At 38.5% G+C, this 20398-nt stretch carries 17 protein-coding genes; 4 read left to right on the forward strand and 13 right to left on the reverse strand.

The genetic code is table 11. The annotated features are described in order from the left end of the window. Window positions 1-98: 98 nt before the first annotated feature. The 3 genes from L2716_RS11020 to acsA form a co-directional block, all read right to left on the reverse strand. Window positions 99-953 carry an amidohydrolase family protein gene (locus L2716_RS11020; protein ID WP_236334533.1) on the reverse strand — a complete coding sequence of 285 codons (855 nt, stop codon included), beginning with the start codon at window positions 951-953 and terminating at the stop codon, window positions 99-101. Window positions 954-982: 29 nt separating this feature from the next. After that, a complete protein-coding gene (locus L2716_RS11025; RefSeq protein WP_236334534.1) occupies window positions 983-4084 on the reverse strand; it encodes a GNAT family N-acetyltransferase in 3102 nt (1033 codons plus the stop codon). A gap of 193 nt (window positions 4085-4277) precedes the next feature. After that, window positions 4278-5993, reverse strand: a complete 1716-nt coding sequence (gene acsA / locus L2716_RS11030) for an acetate--CoA ligase (RefSeq protein WP_236334537.1) — start codon at window positions 5991-5993, stop codon at window positions 4278-4280. 316 nt (window positions 5994-6309) lie between these two features. Between acsA and L2716_RS11035 the strand changes: the two genes are divergently transcribed. The 4 genes from L2716_RS11035 to L2716_RS11050 all read left to right on the forward strand — a co-directional run bounded on the left by L2716_RS11035 (window position 6310) and on the right by L2716_RS11050 (window position 10210). Then, a complete protein-coding gene (locus tag L2716_RS11035) occupies window positions 6310-6942 on the forward strand; it encodes a GNAT family N-acetyltransferase (RefSeq protein ID WP_236334539.1) in 633 nt (210 codons plus the stop codon). A gap of 11 nt (window positions 6943-6953) precedes the next feature. Then, a complete protein-coding gene (locus tag L2716_RS11040) occupies window positions 6954-7583 on the forward strand; it encodes an acetoin utilization AcuB family protein (protein WP_236334541.1) in 630 nt (209 codons plus the stop codon). Continuing rightward, window positions 7580-8740, forward strand: coding sequence for an acetoin utilization protein AcuC (locus L2716_RS11045; RefSeq protein WP_236334543.1), 1161 nt, complete (start codon window positions 7580-7582; stop codon window positions 8738-8740). Before L2716_RS11040 ends, L2716_RS11045 begins: the two co-directional genes overlap by 4 nt. Window positions 8741-9001: 261 nt before the next feature. Then, the gene (locus L2716_RS11050; RefSeq protein WP_236334546.1) at window positions 9002-10210 is read left to right on the forward strand and encodes an MFS transporter; all 1209 of its coding nucleotides are present in this window, start codon (window positions 9002-9004) and stop codon (window positions 10208-10210) included. A 117-nt stretch (window positions 10211-10327) separates the two neighbouring features. On the opposite strand, the gene L2716_RS11055 is transcribed toward L2716_RS11050, so the two are convergent. From L2716_RS11055 to L2716_RS11095, 10 genes are all read right to left on the reverse strand, one after another. Next, window positions 10328-10792: a hypothetical protein gene (locus tag L2716_RS11055; protein WP_236334548.1), complete on the reverse strand. Its 465-nt coding sequence runs from the start codon at window positions 10790-10792 to the stop codon at window positions 10328-10330. A 44-nt stretch (window positions 10793-10836) separates the two neighbouring features. Next, window positions 10837-11460, reverse strand: a complete 624-nt coding sequence (locus L2716_RS11060; protein WP_236334550.1) for a class I SAM-dependent methyltransferase — start codon at window positions 11458-11460, stop codon at window positions 10837-10839. Window positions 11461-11485: 25 nt separating this feature from the next. Continuing rightward, the gene (locus tag L2716_RS11065; protein ID WP_236334552.1) at window positions 11486-11839 is read right to left on the reverse strand and encodes a cupin domain-containing protein; all 354 of its coding nucleotides are present in this window, start codon (window positions 11837-11839) and stop codon (window positions 11486-11488) included. Window positions 11840-11856: 17 nt separating this feature from the next. Beyond that, window positions 11857-12609, reverse strand: a complete 753-nt coding sequence (locus tag L2716_RS11070) for a serine hydrolase (protein ID WP_236334554.1) — start codon at window positions 12607-12609, stop codon at window positions 11857-11859. 182 nt (window positions 12610-12791) lie between these two features. Next, the gene (locus L2716_RS11075; RefSeq protein WP_236334556.1) at window positions 12792-14381 is read right to left on the reverse strand and encodes a sodium:solute symporter family protein; all 1590 of its coding nucleotides are present in this window, start codon (window positions 14379-14381) and stop codon (window positions 12792-12794) included. Continuing rightward, window positions 14378-14500: a symporter small accessory protein gene (locus L2716_RS18320; protein WP_268963979.1), complete on the reverse strand. Its 123-nt coding sequence runs from the start codon at window positions 14498-14500 to the stop codon at window positions 14378-14380. The genes L2716_RS11075 and L2716_RS18320 overlap by 4 nt, the downstream gene beginning before the upstream one ends. A 166-nt stretch (window positions 14501-14666) precedes the next feature. Beyond that, complete coding sequence (locus L2716_RS11080) at window positions 14667-17546, reverse strand: ATP-binding protein (protein WP_236334557.1); 2880 nt, start codon at window positions 17544-17546, stop codon at window positions 14667-14669. Beyond that, a complete protein-coding gene (locus L2716_RS11085; protein ID WP_236334559.1) occupies window positions 17533-17904 on the reverse strand; it encodes a response regulator transcription factor in 372 nt (123 codons plus the stop codon). The genes L2716_RS11080 and L2716_RS11085 overlap by 14 nt, the downstream gene beginning before the upstream one ends. Before the next feature lie 40 nt (window positions 17905-17944). Beyond that, on the reverse strand, window positions 17945-19357 hold the full coding sequence (locus L2716_RS11090; protein WP_236334560.1) for a glycosyltransferase family 2 protein: 1413 nt from the start codon (window positions 19355-19357) through the stop codon (window positions 17945-17947). Next, window positions 19347-20396 carry a HEAT repeat domain-containing protein gene (locus tag L2716_RS11095; RefSeq protein ID WP_236334563.1) on the reverse strand — a complete coding sequence of 350 codons (1050 nt, stop codon included), beginning with the start codon at window positions 20394-20396 and terminating at the stop codon, window positions 19347-19349. The genes L2716_RS11090 and L2716_RS11095 overlap by 11 nt, the downstream gene beginning before the upstream one ends. Window positions 20397-20398 lie beyond the last annotated feature (2 nt).

Here is a 20398-nt window from a genome sequence, read left to right on the forward strand (position 1 = left end):
CATAATAAAAATTCTAAATTTTAGGAGTGGGTGTGAAATCCAGTGCGTTTTCACTTGTTTACATCTCTGAAATTATCCTAGTGCCATACTCAGCTCTACTAAAGGTGTTGTTTAATTTTCGGAAAGACGTTGAGAGCTGTGTTGTAGAAGACGTCTTCGTGATATTCCTTTGGAATGATGCTTTTTACGAATTCAATATACGGTTGGATTGGAATTAATGGCCAATCGGTTCCGAACAAGAACTTTTTATAATTGTCGGTAAAAGTTAAGGCGTGCTTCAAATGGTTAAAGAATCGAGGAGATTCCTTATAGCGCCGGAGGTCATCACCCGTACCAACGACAAGTCCAGATAGGTCCGCGTACATATTCCGATTCTTATAAACCACTTCTGCACCATCCAATGTCCATGGGTCACCGAAATGAGCCATGACGAAGTTGATATCTCGATGTTCTACTGCTACTTCATCTAAAGTCAAAGGGTGTGAATACTTCAAGAGTCCGCGTTCAGAATATGTATCCCCTGTGTGAAATACGACAGGGAGTCCATATTTACTCGCAATTTTATATACCGGATCATACACTTTGTCATGTGCGTAATACCGATAATATCCTAAGTAAATTTTGATACCAACAACCTTAGGATCTTGCACAGCCTTTTCAAGCGCTGCGATCGAATCTTCATCAAGGTGATGAGGATTCACGCCTGCACAATAGACGACAGAAGGTGGTATTTGCGCAGCTAAATCAAGCCCCATTGGAGTTCGAGAGGAAGGGTCAGGAAACCCTTCCTTCTCGCTTTCTTCCAATCCCATTCCAATTCCTAACACGACATTGGCATCTTTATATTCTTTCATAATACCTTCATAAGAATAATCCAATTTAGATAAGTCTTTTGCAGTTTCTTTAAAGCTTTCAATATCTGAAAAGTGCATATGAGCATCAATAATCTTCATGGTATCCCTCTTTCTAGCCGTGTTTATTCTTAGAAGCGAATCGATTTTAAATCATTTAATGCTGTATCTGGGATTGCCGTCTCGTTCACCATACAGAAAACAGGTTTAGTAAATGTACGATTTCCATCTTCTGAAATTAATTTCGTGTTCACTTCTACAAACATGATTTCCTTATTAATATACGAACCAAACTGAACGTCGTTGGTATCCGTAATGATTTGAAGGCAGTCTTGGCGATTTTCAGATCCGAATATGACATTTCGAGCAATTCTCATTTGCTGCTCGCCTTTTCCTCCGTAAAGTCGCTGCCAATCTCCAGGTGCGTTTTGGAATTCTGCCCAACTCGATTTTAAGTCTTCATCAGGTTTGAAATAACAGTTCATATCCCAATTTTTCCGATCGATGAAAACACCTGAATCCTGAATAATTTCAGTCGTCATACAAACAACAGATGTGCCAGGTAATAGAAGGAAATATTGGTGATATTCAAACCCTTTATATTTCTCATGATCAGTAAGTTTGACGACTACCTTAACGCCCTCCCACTTATTCCCTTTTGAATCCTCAAGTGAAGCGAACTCTGCATGCCGCTTTTCTTTTAACAAGGAGTTTGGTGTAACTTCTCTCAATGAACTATTCACTCCACCCGCCCAAGGATTCCACCAAGACTTTGGTTGCACTTTTGGGAAGGAAGAATCAAGCCATTCTCCGGAAGAGGATTTTAAAGAAAATAATCCTGGGTAAAACTCTGGTGCTACTGCAATCTCTAGCTCACCGTCACTACAAACGTACGCTTCTTTACCTTCTATCGTTTTTGTTTCATATCGGACGGTGTCGCTTTCTTTCTTCACATATAAAGCTTCTCTTGTCGTTTCAATTGAATCGATTTGAAATTTAGATTGAATGAAGCCCAGTTTCTTCAAATTTTCAGCGTTGACCTCAAAATTCTTCTTCTTCACTTCATCTTTCGTTTCAAATTGTTCTCGTTTCAATAGCTTATCACCAGACAAAATGTCAATTGAACCATTAAAGTAGGAAGCCTTATAATCGCTCACTTGAACATCTATTAACTGCTCTGAGACAAAAGGATTATGATTGTTAATCACTAATTCTAGATGGTCAGTTATCGGTATTGATTCACTCGCTTGCTGTCTTGCAAAGCCTCTGAAGGTCTTCCAGTCTTGAAATGCACCGATTGACATGTAAATCGGTTTCGTACGAACCCATTCATTCGTTTTTAACCTACCGATTTTATTTTCAAAAAAGACGAACCAAGAATCAAAATTGATTTGCATATCCTTAGACCAACAAAGTCCTCGTGGATCACCATTCACTCTAGAGAACATCCAATTCTCCGTTATGGATTTCCCATTCCAATATTCATGATAACTACCGATTGTATCCTTCATTTCAACAATTCGATTTTCATAAGGAATGACGGCTCTTTCAAGGGTTTGAAACACAGGAATGTTCAACCATAAATCTTCTTCCAGGTCTACTGAACCACTATTCTCAACCTCATAGTACTGTTCTACAAGACCTTCAGCAAATAATTTAGTAATGCCGTGTAGCTTCACGCCAGGGAATGATTTTGAATGGTACGTTGCTCGAAACCCGATCGTATTATTTTCTTCAATAAATTCGACATTCTCAGCTCTTAGCCTAGCAAATTCTTCAGAGAATGGTTTTCCGAGCTTCGGATATTTAAATGCTGATTCTTGTTGATCAATTTGCTCTTTTCCTGGCTCAATCCAATTATTAAATTTCCTTAACTGTAATTGATACTGACCATTGTACACATAGTAACCCTCTTCACTCTCACCAGAGAACATTGTGCCAATACCTTTGAACGGAACGCTAATCTTTTTTGAAAAAGTCGTTTGAGTACCGTCCTCTTTCGTAGCCGTAATCGTTAATTCAGGTGAGTAAAAACCATGTTCTTTAAGGGTGTATGCCACTGGAATTGAACATCTAGACTTGGGCTGTAATTTTATATCCAATTCCTGCTGGTCACCTGTGAATAAATCACTTTCAGGTAAGGTGAAAGTAAACGTAACAGCCTCTTTATAATTGTTTTCAAGATCAAGGTAAAAAGTTCCATTACTACCTTTGTAAGTTAAGTTTTCAGGTGTATGACTAGAAACATTAGCTGGAAATTTAGGTAATAATCCAACTTTAAACAATGCTTCCTTCCCATTAATTAGAAATGTTGTGTTAACGGATGGATGTGTTCGCCACACACTTTGTTCCTCTTCAATTGGACCAACGTGAAAAGGTGCTTCAATTACTTCTTCATTTTTCACTTCCATGAAGTCTTTTGAAAGGTCAAACTGAATATTCTTATGATCCATACCCTTTAATGAAACGGTTAATGGTTTCCCCGTTTTATTTTTAATGTGATATCGGATTTTGTATTGTGAATCGAATACTAGTTTGAAATCCTCAATAGTAGCAGATATTTCATAATCATCCGTTTCGATTGATCTAAGTCCTCTTCCAAACCTTTCAAACTGCATTTTCAGCATTTGACCTCGATTGGTCCATGAATACTCATAGTAGTGAAAATCGTTGTGTTTCTCGCCATCTGGTTTCACTTCAATCGGTCTCGTACTTGCTTCATACCAATTTAAATCTTTGAAGAATTCTTGCACGGCTTCAGTATGTAAGACCGTAGGCATGAAGTTCATCAAATGGGTTGCATCATCTCTTTCTTCCCAGAAGAAACCACACTTCTTATATAAAGGAACAGCCTTTGTATTTCCAGGCCAGGTATACAAATCGAGCCGAGGCCACTTTAGTTCTATGACACGTTCCAACGCTTTAAGGACAAGCTTCTTTCCTATCTTTTTACCATGGTAATCATCTCTTACATTAAGGAGTGGAATATAAAGTGCCCCTTCGTCCTCACGATACTCACTTAATCCACAGTAACCGACAACCTCATCGCCTTCTAAAGCAAGGTACGTATGAAGATTTGTCGTGTTGGCTTCTTGTTTCAGAACTTGCTCTTCTGTTTGTACGGTATTAGATCCGCCCCACCCATCGCGGCTCTTGTTCCACATTTTTGCTACCGCTGCGGCGTAGCTAGGATCATATTCCACTATTTTAATTTGATCTACTGCTTGACTCATGATATCCCCCCAAGCGCTTTGCTGTAGCTTTCAGATTTTTTAAAAGAATGAATCTTCTTCATTACTTTAACATAATTTTACAACGTTTTGACATAGAAAACTCAGCAAATTTCGCGAGATACATAGAACGATTACATGTAAAAAAGCATGCGGACATTTGCCCGCATGCTTATCAATAAAAATCATCTTCTTATTAGTCTTCCATCGTTGAAAGATCACCAGTCGGAAGATCTAGTTCCCAAGCTTTCAATACGCGACGCATAATTTTACCACTTCGGGTCTTCGGAAGTTTATCCTTGAATTCGATTTCTCGTGGCGCAGCGTGAGCCGCTAATCCTTTTTTCACGAATGTACGAATTTCTTCCTTCAGCTCATCGTTTGCTTCATACCCTGTTCGTAATGCGATGAACGCCTTAATGATCTCTCCACGAACGGGATCTGGTTTACCGATTACGCCCGCCTCTGCAATTGCTGGATGTTCAACGAGCTTGCTCTCGACTTCGAATGGTCCGACACGCTCACCTGATGTCATGATGACGTCGTCGATTCGTCCTTGGAACCAGAAATATCCGTCTTCATCCATATAAGCTGAGTCACCTGAGATATACCAGTCTCCCTTTGTAAAGTAGGACTCGAATTTTTCTGGTCGATTCCAAATTGCGCGCATCATTGATGGCCAGCCTTTTTTGATAGCAAGATTCCCCATTCGATACGGCGGAAGCTCATTACCTTGGTCATCAATAATCGCAGCCTCGATTCCTGGTAATGGTTTCCCCATTGATCCAGGCTTAATTTCCATTGAAGGGAAGTTACTGATCAACTGCGCGCCTGTCTCGGTCATCCACCAGTTGTCATGAATGCGAAGACCGAACACTTTATGGCCCCAGCGAACGACTTCTGGATTCAATGGTTCACCGACACTCAGCACGTGGCGAAGGCTAGATAGGTCGAATTTCTTCACCACTTCGTCTCCTGCTCCCATCAACATACGGAATGCAGTAGGAGCGCTATACCAGACAGAGACACCATACTTCTCGATCGTACCGTACCAATCCTCGGGACTGAAACGCCCCCCTCGGATCACATTGGATGCACCGTTCAACCAAGGCGCGAACACACCGTATGAAGTACCCGTTACCCAGCCTGGATCAGCTGTACACCAGTACACGTCATCTTCCTTCAAATCGAGCACCCATTTACCAGTTTGATAGTGCTGAATCATTGCATTATGAACATGCAAAACACCTTTCGGCTTACCCGTAGAACCGGAGGTATAGTGAAGAATCATTCCGTCTTCACGGTCCACCCACTCAATCGAAAGCTTTTTACTCGCTTTATCCATTCGTCCGTAATAATCAACGTATGTGTCATCTTCTTTTACATCATCACCCACAAGAACGACATGCTCAAGTGCTGATAGTTTAGATACTGGAACACGATCAAGTAAAGCAGGTGTCGTTACAAGCACTTTTGCTTCGCTATCCTCAAGACGATCTGTTACCGCACCTTCCATGAATGCTTCAAATAACGGTCCGACAATCGCACCGACTTTTAAAGCTCCTAGGAATAAGAAGTATAGCTCAGGGGAGCGCGGCATGAAGATGAACACGCGGTCTCCTTTTACAACATCCAAATCTCTTAAAACATTACCAGCCTTATTTGAGAAATCTTTCATTTCATTAAACGTATATTTTTCATCTCGTTTCGGGTCTGAAAAATAAAGGGCTACCTGATTTTTCTTTGCTGACTCAGCATGGCGGTCAATTGCTTCGTACGCCATGTTTACTCGGCCAGTCGTAGACCACGTAAAGTGCTTTTCTACACTTGACCAGTCAAAATTTTTATAGGTAGTTTCATAATCTTGCAAGTTATATTCTCCATTAATAACCGGAAGCGCTTCCACTTTCATTATTGGATCTCCCCTTTATTTAAAGATTTAAAAACAGTATATCATAAATTTGATTATTCTCAATTTTAAAACAGTTCATATAGGACGTTCAAAAAGGAGGATAATAGAGGCAAGAAGTTCAAGAAAGCGCAGCTTTGAGCACCGGAGCGTATGTACTCATTACGTGAGGAGCTAAATAGCAAGCTGACGTAGAAATTCGACGGCTATATTTCATCGGACTTTTTGAACATCCTCTATTATTATGTTTGAAAACGCTTACTACATATGGTTTCATGTATAATAAGAGTAGAGACTGACACAGGTGGTGAAACGAAGCTTGAAGCATACAAAGATTTATAATGCAAAAACTGTCAATACACCGAAGGGAAAATTAATACTAGAAGGACCGATTAAACCTACAACTCTTGCAAGCTATGATTTTCATGAGGACTTGACTGCGTTTCGACCTCCTGCCGAACAGCATAAGGCGTTAATTGAAATTGCAGGACTTCCTGAGGGAAGAATCATTATTGCAAGGCACAAAAATATGATTGTCGGATATGTCACTTATGTCTACCCCGACCCTTTAGAACGCTGGTCTGAAGGAAATATGGAGAATCTGATTGAACTCGGAGCAATTGAGATCATTCCTGAGTTCCGTAATTATAAAATTGGTAAAAATCTTCTGAAGGTGTCGATGATGGACGATGCGATGGAAGATTTCATCGTAATTACGACTGAATATTATTGGCATTGGGACTTGAAAGGAACAGGTTTATCTGTTTGGGATTACAGAAAAGTAATGGAGAAAATGATGAGTGCTGGTGGCCTGGAATGGTTCGCAACTGACGATCCTGAAATTAGTTCACACCCGGCCAATTGTTTAATGGCTCGGATCGGTAGTCGCGTTAACCGAGATGCCATTCAACAATTCGATCAACTCCGATTCAAAAACCGGTTTATGTATTAGGAGGTATCTAAATGAAAGTAGAAGCGGTAATGAATAAAGAAGTCATCACCATTCAACAAGATACAACAATCCAAGATGCGAAAAATCTAATGACAAGAAATAAAGTTCGTCATTTACCCGTTGTGAATCATCTCAATCAATTGATTGGGATTGTTTCTGATCGTGACTTGATTCTTGATCGATTGAAGGATAAGGAAGATCCTTCACATGCACAAGTTCATTTAGTTATGACAAAACAAGTGATAACAGCCCATCCGCTTGATTTTATTGAAGAGCTTTTGACTGTTTTTTACGAAGAGCGAATTGGTTGTATACCGGTTGTGCATCAACGCGAAGTGATTGGTATCATTACAGAGCGGGACATGCTATACACATTAATTCAACTAACTGGCGCCCATCAACCTAGTTCACAATTTGAAGTTCATGTAGAAAATGTGACAGGTAAACTAGCAGATGTAACTGCTGTAATCCAACATCATAACGTGAACATTACGAGTGTTCTCGTCTATCCTGGTGAAACAGATGAAACGAAAGTGCTCGTCCTAAGAGTGCAGACGATGAATCCGCAAACAATTATTGATCATCTTAAATCAGAAGGCTACAACGTCTTATGGCCTGTTACCCCAGGAGAACAAGTATGACGAAACCGGTTTTTATCTTCTCAGATCAACTTTTAGGCTATAAATTCAGTAATAATCACCCGTTTAATCCACTCAGATTTAAACTGACCTATGAACTATTAAAGGATGCTGGCATATTAACTGATGATCAAATCGTAAAACCAAGAAAAGCAACCGACGAGGAAATTAAGCTCGTTCATAACGATGATTATGTAAACGCTATCAAATTGGCTGGAGAAGGACTGCTTCCAAAAGCCCAAGAATCCAGCTTCGGCTTAAATACAGATGATACTCCGATTTTTAAGGATATGCATGAAGCGAGTGCATGGCTTGTCGGAGCTACACTAACGGCAGTCGAACAAGTCTTTGAGGGCAATTCGAAGAAAGCACTAAGCCTCGGCGGCGGCCTCCACCACGGATTTAGAGGGCGAGCGTCAGGTTTTTGCATTTATAATGATAGCTCGATAGCGATTGAATATATGAAGCAGAAATATAATGCCCGCGTGCTTTATATTGATACGGATGCTCACCACGGCGACGGCGTTCAATGGGCATTCTACGATGACCCAGATGTTTGTACGTTTTCCATACATGAGACCGGTCGTTACTTATTCCCGGGTACAGGGAACGTCTCGGAAAAAGGGGCAGGTAAGGGCTACGGATATTCATTCAACATACCAGTAGACGCCTTTACTGAAGACGATTCGTGGATTCCAATCTTAGAAGAATCTATTGATGAAATCGCAGCATTTTATAAACCTGATGTCATCATCAGTCAAAACGGGGTAGATGCGCACTATTGGGATCCGCTCACCCATCTATCAGTCACGATGGAGTCCTACAGAAAAATTCCTCAGATTGTGAACCGAGCAGCTGACAAGTACGCAAATGGACGTTGGATTGCAGTCGGTGGTGGTGGATATGACATCTGGCGTGTTGTTCCTAGAGCATGGTCAATGATCTGGGCAGAAATGACAGGTAAAGATTTGAAAGGACCTCTTCCAGAAGAGTGGCGATCGAAGTGGCAGGAAAAAGCCCCTGTTGATTTGCCAGAATTTTGGGATGATGTAGCCGATTTATATGCACCTATCCCAAGGAAACAAGAGATTTGTGATAAAAATGACTTAATGCTTCAAAGAGCACTTCAACACATTCGAAACGAGCAGAAATCTATGTAATGATTAGGGACTGATCCCACTGGGATCGGTCCTTTTCAATTGAAGATCTCACAACTGTAACATCTTACTACACTGTTGAACTTTCAAAGAACTCGTGTCATAATAACTAACAAATTCAAAGAGGAAAGGATATCCAAATATGGTGCATACTACACATATCAATCCATTTGAACATTAACGCTATAGCAGAATCCGAGGACCTCCAACGTGGATGAACAAACATGATTTGTAAGAATCCACACATAAACGGAGGAAATCACTATGAATAAACAATTAATGATCTTATTAATTGGAAGAATCATTACAAACATCGCAGATAGTTTATATATGATTGCAACAATCTGGTATGTAAAGACAACGACTGATTCCGCATTCCTAATTGGCCTAACCAGTGCGATTGCCATGTTACCAGTGACATTACAATTCCTATATGGACCGATGATCGATCGATTTTCAAAGCGCAAAATTCTGTTTTTTGCTGAAATAGGACAAGGAAGTTTAATAGCTGTCATTAGCGTGTTATTCTTCACAAATGCTTTATGGTTACCTTTACTTTTTTTCCTCATGTTCCTTGCACTAGCATTATCTGAAGCCACTTATCCAACTGAAAGTGCTTTAATTGAAAGTCTATCAGACAAGAAAGACCTTACTAAAGTAAATTCAGTATTTGCATGTTCATACCAAACATTAGACATCATTTCCGATGCCATATCTGGTATTCTGATTGTTTTTGTTGGACTAGGTGTAATTTACGTATCCAACAGCATATTACTTATCGGTACCGGTTTACTCTTTCTATTTTACTTAAAAGTCCCAAAATCGAAGAAGGAAGACCAAACCACAAGCCTCAAATTTCTGGCGCAATACAAGAACGATTTTATCGATGGCTATCAGGTTATTAAAAAACAGCACACATTGTTGAATATCATGTTCGGAGTAATCGTAATCAATGTTATGGCTACGATGGGCTTAGCAATGTTACCGGTGATCTCATCCAATTCAGCTGAATTTGGTTTTTGGTTAACCGCGATGTCAGTCGGTACTTTAGTTGGTACAGTTCTAGCGAGTAAGTTAGAACATATACCATTAAATCGCATCATGCCATATACATCCCTTTTTTCTGGTGTATGTTGGATGGTCGCCTTTTCTCAAAATGATAAAACCGTATATTCTTATGTTTTGTTTGGCTTTGCATGGATTGGTATAGGATTGTTGGCAATCTTTGTTCAAACTATTATTCAAGTAAACCTACCAAAAGGTTACTTGGGAATTGGGTTTGCATTCATTTCATCCATCCTTGGCTCGTTAAGCCCTCTTGGATACTTTCTTGGAGGCCTGTTCGGTGAATTGAGTTCCGGACCGCTCATTTTGATGTTATCTGGACTTGGATACTTTGGGTTTACAATATACTTCTTAGTTCATCCAAAGCTTAAAAAACTAAACACAAACATAAGTACAAATTTCGGATAAAAGTATTTGAATAATCGTTCAAAAAGGGCTTAAAGGAAATTTCCTTTAAGCCCTTTGGTACTATTGAGTTTTACTTTTTAGCTACTGTTTGTTTTATAACGATCACTTTTTTACATTCTATTTTTTCTCACTGCTTTTACCTACCGCTTTCCATGCCCCATCAATCTTCTCCATTAAAAGCGTGATGGTTTTTGAAGCTTTATGATCTCCATTAACTTCGTCGTATTCATGACACATTATATATACTCTCTGATCGTTATCTTTATATTCCTGTTTCATGACTTTGAATGCTGCTTTTCCATCATTATATGATAACGATGTATTCGGACCAGTACAGCTTTGAATAAATCCTTTAAAGTCAGTCCAGTCGATCGGTTCTCTAGTTAATATAAACACTGACTCCTCAGACATCGACTTCCATTCTTGATTACTTAATATGTATTTACTTTTACGTTTATCTTGGATAGCATCTTGAATGATTTCACTAGCGATTGTATAAGGTTTGTTAAACGTCTTTTTTATATATAAATCGTTTAATCCTTTATATGTAAGCAATATTCCAACAATAATAATCATTAACATTATTATTTTTTTAATGTTATCTCTTCTCCTCTTAAATTATAGTTCTATGACATTATTTTCTTGATAAGAATCTTTCTGTACATGCCATTGAACATAATGGATTGGTCTTCTGTAACAGTTAAAGTATATGTATGATTTTCAATCAATTTCTCAAAGTTAATTCCTATGTCTGTACCTAGTCTTTTTATGAACGGTCTAATGGCTTTTTTGAGCGGGGAAAGTTGTTTATTTTTTGGTGCGAACTTATCAAAAATGATCATTTCTCCATTTGGTTTCAATACTCTCAGCATTTCTTTAAGACACTTTTCTGCATCCGGAACAACCGATACTACAAGGCTTCCTATCACTACATCAAAGTGATGATCACTAAAATTCATATCTTGAGCGTCCATTTTTACAAATTGTATCGATGAATCTTTAAATTTTTCTCTAGCCTTTTTTAGCATATCACTAGAATAATCTATGGCAGTGACATTTAATTCTTTGTAGCTAATTTGTTCTAAATCAGCTCCTGTACCTACTCCGACAAGCAATACCTTTTGGTGTTTATCAAATATTTGATTTTGGAATATCTCTTTTCGTGCACTGAGAAATTGCCCACTGTTAAAAAACTTATCATACATAGGAGACCAAAACTTATAGATCAGTTCATTCCAACGATTATCCATATCACACCTCTAACGACATAACCCTTTATTTCTTGGTCATAAATGAAGCAGGGTCTAGCTCTTTGCTTTCTATTACGATTGCAGTTAGGCCTGTTTCGGTTTTTGTCTCATGCCATTCGTCTTTCTCCCAATATATTGCATCACCAGCTCTTACGTTGAAATATTCGTCATCCTCTCCTCTTACTAAACCTTCTCCATTTACAATCAGCAACAACTGCGGAACAACAGCTTGATGATAACCGATGATATCTTTCGCCGCTAAATGCATGCACCCAATGTGTGCAGGTTTTGTAGTCATCACTATTCTCGACATGATAAAGTTGGAATCGTACTTCTTAATCACTTTTCCAACCTTTTGGTTAAATTGATAAAATTCCATCTATACCTCCAAATGTATTACTGTGTAAATTTGTACATAAGCTGTAATGCCTCAACCACCTTTTGATCTGATTCTTGATTTTCACTTCGGTTCGGTACATCTTTTACCCCAATAACATACAACAACGGCTTGTTGTGAAACTCACCAATTATGCCTAAATGAACGAGAACTGTTGGCAGTCCTCCTGTCATATGATTTAAGTGGTGGCTTGGTATGCCCTCTATTAGACTCCGTTGTCTTACTAGTCCATTCATCAGTGGCTCCCAAAGTGACGCATCACCTATATATCCCTCATAAATCTCATTCAACATAAGGAACAATTCATTAATATTACCTGCATTATTTATATCTAGCGGGTCTTGTGTCAGATGGAAACGATGAAAAAATGTATGAAGCTCCTCATTAATTAAATCCCATCCCCCACAATGGCTGACGATTCTCTTTGCAAGATGGTTATCATGACTTGCGATCATCACTTCAACTGCGTTTCTCAATGTTAGCTCGTTCATGCCTTGAAGATGAGGATACAACTCATGACTGTCTTCATGTTCATCAAATCGTATGTCTTCTATAATTTCGTCCCAGGAGAATTGGTTTTTCATGACCCATTTTGTAATAACAAACCCAATTGCTATCTTTCCAGAAGAAGCAAGTGGAATCCCCATATCACTATTAAATGATGCGACAACATTTCTTTCCTCAGGAGAGTAAATTACTATACCTACTTCTCCTTCATTTACCTCTGATAATTTTTTTATAACCTCTAACAAAGCTTACACTCCTCTGTTCCTTTAAACTTTACTTAACTTATTTATGTATTTCACAAGATCTGCTTTCATATATTTCTTATCTATTTCCTACACCTTTATTTCGATAATTGATTTCTATTCCCTTCCATCCAACATAGAAAAAACTGTAAAGGCGATTCAGCACCTCTACAGTCTTGTGTGTTTTATTGTGCTTGTTTCTGTGTTTGTTCATATTGTCCTTCATGCCTTTCCTTAACTCCCATCAAGCTGACCGTAATAAATACGAGTGTCGATAAAGGTAGGGCATAAAATAACGGATCGATGTGCGTCCATGGGAACTCGAGCAGCGTTTCTTGACCGAACAGTGCTTTTGAAATGCCGAGTGCTGAAGCTTCTTTTACATGGAGGAAAAGGAACCCTAAAATACTTACTGTAAATCCGGTAATGATACTATAGGTAGCACCTGCCCTTGTCGCTCCTTTCCAATAAAAAGCACCGATTAAAGCTGGTAAGAACGCTGCCCCACAAATACCAAACCAGAAAGCAGTAGCTGTTGCGATTACCCCGGCAGGGAGAATGTATGCGAGAATGACCGCTGCGATCATTCCAAGAATTACACCGACACGAGAGAAGTTCATCTTTTTCCCAAACATTTTTTTGATGCCCAGTGTTTTTAATATATCTTGTCCAAACGCAGTTGCCTGAACATGGATGAGTGAAGAAACCGTTGAAATCGTAGCAGAGAGTAATGTCAAAGTAAAGAGGTAGATAAACCAATTTGGCATAATGTCATTAATGAGCTTAGGTATAATTAAATCAGTATTTCCACCCGCTACAGTTAAAGCAATTTCTCCAGTTGTATTGAAGAAATACAAGTTACTCAATGGACCAATTGCAAATGCTGCACCTGTCATGAATAAGATGAAGACGCCTCCGACTAATACAGATCTATATAACGCACGGTCATCTTTCACCGTCATACATCTCATCGCAAGCTGAGGTTGAGCAAGCACCCCTACACCAACACCCATAATAATTGTACTAACCATCGTCCACCATAGTGGTGAACCGAAGGCTGGCATGCTTGTCCACCCTAAATGACCGCCATCCACCAATGGTTGTGGCACCATCTCCTTCATAGCAGCTAATCCCCTGTGACCTTCCATAAACCCACCAACCGCTTGATACGTGACGAAAAGAAAAAGCGCCATACCAATCAGCATAATGACCGCACCAAAAGCATCGGTATACATGACAGCTTTAATGCCACCACTAATGACATACAAAGCGATGATTGAAGCGAGAATCAACAATGCAATGTTGAAATTCATTGCGAGAGATTCTTCTAGGAATCGAGCCCCTCCAATTAAAACAATACTCGTGTAAGCAGGCATTAAGACGAAAATCATTGCACCAGCAAAGACCGTTATGAAATTGGATTTGTATCTTTTACCTAATAAAGAGGGGAACGTTGAGGCATCTAATTCTAAAGATAACCTCCGTATTTTCGTACCAAATATAGCAAAGGCAACAAAAATGCCCAATACGATATTAAGAAAAGCAAGCCACAATAGCCCCATCCCAAATACGCCAGCAGCCCCACCGAAACCAATGATTGCAGACGTACTTATAAATGTTGCACCGTATGATAATGCCATTACAGCTGGATGAATGTTTCTACCCCCTACTAGATAATCTGCTTCAGATGTGGTTTTTTTGTAGCCATAGTAGGCTAGTGCTGACATGATTCCTATGTAAACAATACAAATCGGTATTAATACGGCAAGATTCATTGTGAATCATCACCTCCACGATTCCACATCACCGCTCCAAATACAATACATCCTATTGCGGCAAGTAATGTGCCAATCCAAGCAAGACCGACAAGTCCATCTTCCATACCTAACATCATTCAATCCCCCTAATCATGTTGAACCTCAAAGTTTTGTTTATTACTACTTCCTTTACATATACAAAACTCCTTCCGCTAGCTTATTAATTTATAGAAATTTCAGAAAAATAGTACGAAAGAAATAGCAGCCCTAATTAGGGCTGCTTACTCATGCAACGTTATTAAATTAATTGTTCTCTGGCACCAATATTTGACCTACATTTTCCTGTTTCAGCAATACTTGTAGAATCGTTTTGGAAAGCTTGCTTGGTTGGTATGGTTTCACAAGATATTCCGTAGCACCTAGCATGTAACCCTTCTCTTTATCATCTAAAGCTGTAGAAACAATAATAGGAATTGCAGAAAATGCCTGGTCACCTTTCATCCTTTCAAGGACATCCCAACCGGTCATACTACCTTCTAACATGATGTCTAGAACGACTGCATCAGGCTTTAGTTCTTTCATGCTTTCTATTCCTGATTCTGCATCTTTAAAGTGTTTAACTTGGAACCCACTGTCTGATAGCTCTGTTTTCAATAATGATGCAAGATTAATATCGTCTTCTATAACGAGGATATTCATTCCATTGGCGGCGTTGTCTTCTTCATTGTCCAACTGGATTGTTGTATTCGGTAAATTTACCGTAAACGTTGTTCCCTCACCTAGCTGAGAATTCACGTCGATCGTTCCTTCATGTGCCTTAATGATTTCTTTCACGATAGCAAGGCCTAAACCAGTCCCACCAATTCTCCGTCTGTCTGAGTTGTCAACGCGATAGAACTTTGTAAACAATTTCTCAATTGAATCAGCTGGTATCCCAAGACCATGATCTTGAATATCAATTTTCAATCGACCGTGATCTTCATAAAATTTGATGCAAACCTTACCACCATCTGGTGAATATTTAATTGCATTACTCACTAGATTCGTAAACACTTGGGACAACTTATCCCGATCCCCAAGAGTTGTAGTATGCTCTGTCTCTTGCAGTATTGTTATGTCATGATTAGGTGCGTTAATCTGCTGCTGGTCTACAACCTCTTCTACAATTGGCACAAGATTTTCGTATCGTTTCTCATACGTTTGACGTCCTGACTCCATTCTTTGCACATCAAGGAAATCATTAATCAATGCCGTTAATCGTTTCGCTTCTTGATAAATTGTCGTTAAATATTTCTTTTGTCGCTCTGGCTTCAACTCTTTGTTAAGCATCAACTCTGTAAATCCTAGCACACTAGAAAGTGGGGTGCGGAGCTCATGACTAACCGTACTTACAAATTCTGATTTCATCTGATCCACTTCAAATTCCTTTGTAATATCACGATGCACAAATATTGTACCAATCTGCTCATCCCCTCTATAAAGGCGTTCTGAATAGACTTGAAACACCTTTTCCAAAGATGGCACATGATAGGTAAGGTAGTTTGAGGTAATGTGTTCTTGATCAATAATCGAATCTAAGTATTGACCGACACTTACAGCATCTCCTACTTGATCAATAAAGTGCTGTTTCCAATCCTTATAGGTAGATTGATAGAGTTCAGCAAAATCTACATTTAATAAACTAGCCATTTGAGAATTCACCATTAAATTTGTTCCGTCATGATCAACAAGCTGAATGCCTTCCTGCACATTATTTAGGATATCCTGAGTCGTTTCACGTTCTTTCTCGGATTCCTCGAAATGGTGAATTTTCTGTAAGGATATGGATATTTGCTTCGCTAAACTTTCATATCGCTCAATTTCTTCATCAGTAAAGTCCTCACTAAATCGGCTAAATACCATGATCGCTTCTACTTGTTCATTTACAGATAAGACAGGGATAAACAAGTCAAAAGCAAATTGAGTTTCTTCATGATATCCTTTTTCTGGTCCAGATGAATGACGCTTGATGGAAAAAGCTTTCTTTGTTTCAAAAACACGCTCTTGAACACCATCATTTATGTTACGTATAAATTGTTGGACCCCATTTTCTGAAATCCCGAAAGCAGCATGAGACTGTTGATCATTTAAGAGTACAATCATTCCCCTTGCTGCATCCATTACGCTACACATACTTTTTACAACGCTGCCAAGCACTTCCTTCTTATCTAGTGAATTGGAAATGCCCTTGATAAATTGATTATACCGTTCTAGCTGTCTTTCTCTGTTTTGCATGACTTCAACAACATGCTCAAGCTCAGCTTGTTGTGACTCTAGTTCATCTTGCTGCGCAATTAATTCATCTTGCTGTGCAATCAGTTCCTCATTTTGTTGAAGAAGATGCTCTTCCTTTTCTTGTATAGTGTGGATCATCTTTTCGAACGCAACAGACAGCTTCCCTATTTCATCTTTTCTTACAGTATCAAATGTAATTTGATTATAAGATTCATCTTCTGCAAATTTCTCAGCCGTAGTCGCAACTTCATCTAATGGTATACCTACTTGTTTGAGCATCATTCTCATTATTGCCATTAACGTGAATAAAATGATGAGTACAAATATCACAAAAGCAATTTCATTTTGTAGCTCTTGTTGTTTAAGTTGAGCTTGTTCTCGTTCGATTTCTTGTTGAATGGAATCATTGTACGCATCTAGTTGATTTTGAAACTCATTAATTCTAGATGTTCCACCACTAGTAGATGATTGAATAATCGCATCAATATTCCCGTTTTCAAAATTGGAAAATCCACTTGGAATTAATTCATTGAAGTAAAATGAAATGAACACTTCAGCTTCATTGATAAATTGTTCATCCTCTTGACTACTCGATATTTCTCGTAATTCATCTAATGTAATTACAACTTTGGTCTGTTGCTCATTCACACTCTCTTTAAATTCTTGTCTGCCGAAAGCGATATACCCTCGTGCATCAAAGAACGCTTTCGTAAACTCCCGATTAAGTTGTTCGGAATATTTATCTTTCTCATTCAATTGTTGTTGCTTACTTTCAAATTCATCCGTAATCGATTTGTCATAAATAAATAATAATGCCGCTCCTATTAAGAAAATAAGTATGAAGCATCCCATCAACCCTAGAAATTGTTTCCTTAAGCTTGTCTGGAAATACTCCTTAATTCTCTTCATTCAGGATCTCCTCTATTTTATTTACTAACTCAAGGGGACTAAATGGTTTTGCCATGAAATAATCAGCTCCAGCATCTAGCACTCTCAACTGATCGACCTTTTGACTTTTTGCTGAGAGCATCATGATCTTTGTGTCCTTCTTTTCAGGTATGTTTCTAACTTGCTCAATGACTTCTAAACCAGTGTATAACGGCATCATGTAATCTAATAGAATGAGATCATATGTATTTTCCTTAATGAAATGAATAGCCTCTTGACCGTCACATGCCTCATCAATTTCATGCCCCTCATCCTCCAAAGTATCCATTACTAACATACGCAAAACTTCTTCATCTTCAGCAAGTAAGATATTTGCCACTTTAACATGCTCCTTCCAGTGCAGATATTCATGCCTAATACTATTTGGAAACCCCTTTTCTTGACATCTTTCCCCAGCCTCTTCTTCTCAGAATCACATCAATTATGCCTTCACACCGCCATAGAACAGTTAACGGCCTGAACCATAATGTCTCTGTTAGAGAAAAGAAGAAGAGTTTTATGATGTCTGTGACTTTAGGAAATTTTTGAACTGACCATTCCTCTAGTAGAACTGCTGCCATTGAAAAGATTGAACCATACAAGACCGCCATTAAGAAAAGTAAGATGGAAAACTCTACAAAGACACCGCCCAAAAACATGGAAATGATCATTACTAAATAGCCTATTAACTCAACTACAGGTCCTAGGAACTCAATAATAAGAAAATACGGCATTGAAGCTAAACCTATCGAACCATATTTAGGATTAAAGATCAGCTTCTTATGCAGCCATAAGCTTTCAAATAAACCTCTATGCCAACGTTTTCTTTGGATACGAAGGTCTTTCATAGATTCAGGTGCCTCCGTCCAACATACGGGGTCTGGAACAAAGACAATTTTCTTATCAACCTTTTTCTCTCGAATAAGACGATGGAGTCTAACGACCAATTCCATGTCTTCTCCGACTGTCTTGTTATATCCACCTGCTTCAATGACCCAACTCTTTGAAAACACGCCAAAAGCTCCTGATACAATCAATAGTAGATTATGTCTACTAAGGCCGATTCTTCCCATTAAGAATGCTCTGAGGTATTCAACTACTTGCATAATGACAAGTGGACGGCGAGATAATCCGACCTTAACAATCTCTCCACTTTCAATATCACAACCATTAGCAATACGAATACTCCCTCCTGATGCAATTACGTCTCCATCTGATTCAATAATTGGCTTCATTACTTTAAGAAAGGCATTCCTCTCAATGACTGAATCTCCATCAATCGAACAGAAATAAGGATAGCTTGATAGATTGATCCCTGCGTTTAAAGCTCCTGATTTCCCTTCATTCTCTTTGTCTATTACAAGTAATTGTTTAAATATATTAGATTGGTATACACCTTTAATTTCCTCAGTTTCTAACTGTTGTCGGATGACTCGGTTCGTTTTGACTAACTGAAAGGAATCGATTAATTTCTCTAAAGAATCATCCGTGGAGCCATCATTAATGACGATAATTTCATATTCAGGATATTGTGTACTTAGTAAGGAACGGACCGTTGCGATAATGCCACTAGATTCGTTGTAAACGGGAACAAGAATCGAAACTGGTTTAGTTTGACTGAAGTCCAATAATTCTTCATAAGGTTCCCAATCATCTAGCTGATATGAATTTCTTAATTGTGATAAAGAAATAATAAGTAATACTGTATAGAAAGTAATGACTAATAACATAAATGCAAAAACAAACCAACCTACGTAAATGAGGGATAAACCCCAATCAATATCATTTATCATGACCAGGACCTCTTTCTAACCATTGTTCTGCCATATCTCGTGCAAATGGATCTTCATTAGTAGCCGCCACTTCATATAAAATTTGGATCCCGTTTTCCATACGTAATAAAGTCTTTGCAGCTTGAGAACGCACATAGAACGTAGAATCACTTAATAGATCTAACAAGAAAGGGATAAATTCATCTGATCGAATTTGATCACAAATCTTTATAGCCATTAACCTTTCTTGCCATTGGTCTGATTGTAAGTATTCAATAACTTCTGATTCTTCGAGTTGGAACCCGATTGTCACCATTGCTTTCAATGCTCGAATTCGAACTTCAGAAGAATCGTCTTCCAGTAACCCTTTAAGAAATCGACCATTATTTTGTTGATTACGTGTTCCAATCGATTCTATAAACGAATATTTCATCCGTTGCGGTAACTCCGAAAATCGATTATATATGCGTTCAAAAGTCTGCTCGCTCATCCTACGAAACAACAAATTATACTCGAATTCAGTAAGTGCATGTTTCGGATACACCATCCGATTGTATAGATCTGGATAATCGAAGCGCGCATAAATCTTCAAGATTTGAATTTCTTCAGCCTTAGTCAAATCCTTTGATTTATACAATAGATTTAAATTGTTCGTCATGATTTCCATTTGAAAATCTTCTATTTGAAATAAAGCATTCATTCTAATGCTCCACCGACTGTGTTTTAATTTCTTAAGCATTATTCCCTGAAAGTGGGATTCAGCAAATTCTTTCGTCTTTCGCTGAAAGTGTTCACTTGAAATCATACTAATAAATTCCTCTAACAACTCTATGAATGCTTCCATCTGAAGAAATGAGGGGCACCGTAAATCTTTCTCCTCAATTCCTTCATTAATATATTTAAATAAAGCACTTTGGTACTCTTGTTTATATTGATTAATTTTTCTTCGCCGAGAATTTTCTATCGCTTTTTGGATAATAAGATAGAAAAACAAAACCGTTAAAATATATACTAAACCGATCAGAATAAGCAAGAAGAATAAGATTTCACCATGGAACAATG

Source organism: Pseudalkalibacillus berkeleyi (assembly GCF_021608225.1).
GTDB classification, from domain to species: Bacteria; Bacillota; Bacilli; order Bacillales; family Fictibacillaceae; genus Pseudalkalibacillus; species Pseudalkalibacillus berkeleyi.

Bases quoted from the DNA above. Each gene is read 5' to 3' on its own strand.
- L2716_RS11080 (WP_236334557.1), bottom strand. From the start codon at position 17,546: ATGAAGAGAATTAAGGAGTATTTCCAGACAAGCTTAAGGAAACAATTT.
- L2716_RS11050 (WP_236334546.1), top strand. From the start codon at position 9,002: ATGAATAAACAATTAATGATCTTATTAATTGGAAGAATCATTACAAAC.
- L2716_RS11020 (WP_236334533.1), bottom strand. From the start codon at position 953: ATGAAGATTATTGATGCTCATATGCACTTTTCAGATATTGAAAGCTTT.
- L2716_RS11025 (WP_236334534.1), bottom strand. From the start codon at position 4,084: ATGAGTCAAGCAGTAGATCAAATTAAAATAGTGGAATATGATCCTAGC.
- L2716_RS11060 (WP_236334550.1), bottom strand. From the start codon at position 11,460: ATGGATAATCGTTGGAATGAACTGATCTATAAGTTTTGGTCTCCTATG.
- L2716_RS11075 (WP_236334556.1), bottom strand. From the start codon at position 14,381: ATGAATCTTGCCGTATTAATACCGATTTGTATTGTTTACATAGGAATC.
- L2716_RS11045 (WP_236334543.1), top strand. From the start codon at position 7,580: ATGACGAAACCGGTTTTTATCTTCTCAGATCAACTTTTAGGCTATAAA.
- acsA (WP_236334537.1), bottom strand. From the start codon at position 5,993: ATGAAAGTGGAAGCGCTTCCGGTTATTAATGGAGAATATAACTTGCAA.
- L2716_RS11040 (WP_236334541.1), top strand. From the start codon at position 6,954: ATGAAAGTAGAAGCGGTAATGAATAAAGAAGTCATCACCATTCAACAA.
- L2716_RS18320 (WP_268963979.1), bottom strand. From the start codon at position 14,500: ATGATGTTAGGTATGGAAGATGGACTTGTCGGTCTTGCTTGGATTGGC.
- L2716_RS11090 (WP_236334560.1), bottom strand. From the start codon at position 19,357: ATGATAAATGATATTGATTGGGGTTTATCCCTCATTTACGTAGGTTGG.
- L2716_RS11055 (WP_236334548.1), bottom strand. From the start codon at position 10,792: ATGTTAATGATTATTATTGTTGGAATATTGCTTACATATAAAGGATTA.
- L2716_RS11065 (WP_236334552.1), bottom strand. From the start codon at position 11,839: ATGGAATTTTATCAATTTAACCAAAAGGTTGGAAAAGTGATTAAGAAG.